General features: G+C 67.9%; 1 protein-coding gene. It reads left to right on the forward strand.

The features are described from left to right. Positions 1–2,288: YadA-like family protein (locus tag EN969_RS27435; RefSeq protein ID WP_206525241.1), on the forward strand; the 2,288-nt coding region annotated here is incomplete at both ends.

Below are 2,288 nucleotides of genomic sequence, written 5' to 3' on the forward strand. Positions count from 1 at the left end.
ACAGGTGTCACCGACGTCGCTGTCGCCACGCCGAGCACCGTGATCAACGGCACGACCTATGCCTTCCAGGGCACCAATCCGACCTCGACGGTCAGCGTCGGCGCGGTCGGTGCGGAACGCACCATCACCAATGTCGCCGCGGGGCGGATCAGCTCGACGTCGACCGACGCCCTCAACGGCTCGCAGCTCGCCGCCACCAACCAGGCCGTCGATGCCATCGGCACCACCGTCAACAATCTTGGCGCTGGCGTGACCAATCTCGGCAACATTGTCAACAACATCGCCGGCGACACCTCGACCGCCTACACCGACGCCAACGGCATCGGCATCCGCTACGCTCGCACTAACGAGGCCGGACTGGCGCAGACCGATTCCTTCGCACAAGGTGTCGGCTCCACCGCTGTCGGCTACCAGGCGACCGCGACCGGGGTCAGCGCGCTGGCGCTCGGCCGCGCCAGCAACGCCAGCATCGACGGCAGCGTGGCGCTGGGCTCGGGTTCGATCTCCAATCGCGCGATCGCTCCGGCTACCGGCCAGATCGCAGCCGGTCCGTCGAACTTCATCCAGTTCAACACGACCGACAAGGCGCTGCTCGGCGCGGTTTCGGTCGGCGACGTCAACTCCTACCGGCAGATCACCAATGTGGCCGACGGCACGCAGGACCAGGACGCGGTGACGGTGCGCCAGCTCGCCGGCGCCATCGCTGCCGTGTCGGTCACCTCGACGAAATACTTCCATGCCAATTCGGCGGCGGGCGACTCGCTGGCGGTCGGCGCGGAGTCGGTCGCGGTCGGTCCGACGACCGTCGTCAACGGCGACAACGGCATCGGCATCGGCAACGGCGCCATCGTCGACCAGACAGCACCCGGCGGAACGGCCATCGGCCAGAACGCGCATGTGCTGCTGGCCGACGGCCTGGCGCTCGGCACCAATTCGACCGCCTCCGGCATCCAGTCGGTGGCGCTCGGCGCCGGCGCCCAAAGCACCTTCATCAACAGCGTCGCGCTTGGTGCGCAGTCCATCACCACGGTCGGCGCACAAACGAACTACGCGGCCTATGGGCTTGCTGGCGCGCAGACCTCGGTCGGCGAGGTGTCGATCGGCGCCGCCGGGGCCGAACGCAAGCTGACCAATGTCGCGGCGGGCTCGGCCGACACCGACGGCGTCAACGTCTCGCAGTTGCGCGGCGTGACGAAAAACGTCACCGACCTGTTCGGCGGCGTTACCACGATCAATCCCGACGGCTCGATCACCGGCCCGACCTACACTATCCAGGGCAACAACTACTCGACCGTCTATGACGGCCTGACGGCCGTCGACAATGCCCTGACCACCATCAGCAATGGCGGCGGCATCAAATACTTCCACGCCAATTCGACGCTGGCCGACAGCATCGCCGGCGGCACCAACGCGGTGGCGATCGGGCCGGAAAGCGTGGCGAGCGGCGCCGAGAGCGTGGCTGCGGGCCATGGCTCGACGGCTACCGGGGCGGGCGCCGTCGCGCTCGGCCAGGGTGCGCAGGCCAACAACGCCCACGATGTGGCGCTCGGCTCCGGCTCGGTGACGCAGACAGCCGTCGGCACCTCCAGCACCGTCATCGGCGGCAAGACCTACACCTTCGCCGGAACGACTCCGACCGGAACCGTCAGCGTCGGCGATGCCGGCGCCGAGCGGACGATCACCAACGTCGCCGCCGGGCGCGTCGATGCCGGCAGCACGGATGCGATCAACGGCTCGCAGCTCTACGCCACCAACACGGCGATCGAGGATTTGAAAGCCGGCGTCGGAAACCTCACCCAGAACGCGGTGACCTATGACGCCCCGGGCGGCGTCAAGTCGAACACCATCACGCTGCAGGGTGGCGACGTCAACGCGCCGGTCGTCATCTCCAATGTCGGCCCCGGCGTCAAAGGGACCGATGCGGTCAATGTCGAACAGATGAACCAGGGCCTGACCGCCGGCAAGAGCTATACGGACAACCGCGTGGCTTACGCTATCGATACGTCCAACGACTACACCGACAAGGTAGCCGCCACGACCCTGCAGCAGGCCAACGACTATACCGACCAGAAGCTCGGCCAGCTCAATTCGGACATCAACGGCATCCGCGACGAGGCCCGGCAGGCGGCCGCGATAGGCCTCGCCGCCGCCTCGCTGCGCTACGACGACCGGCCCGGAAAGCTGAGCGTCGCGGCGGGTGGCGGCCTCTGGCGCGACGCCGGCGCGTTCGCCTTCGGTGCGGGCTACACCAGCGAGGACGGCCGCATCCGCGGCAATCTGTCGGGCAC

Source organism: Mesorhizobium sp. M7A.F.Ca.CA.003.01.2.1 (assembly GCF_003998945.1).
In the GTDB taxonomy this organism is placed as follows: Bacteria; Pseudomonadota; Alphaproteobacteria; order Rhizobiales; family Rhizobiaceae; genus Mesorhizobium; species Mesorhizobium ciceri.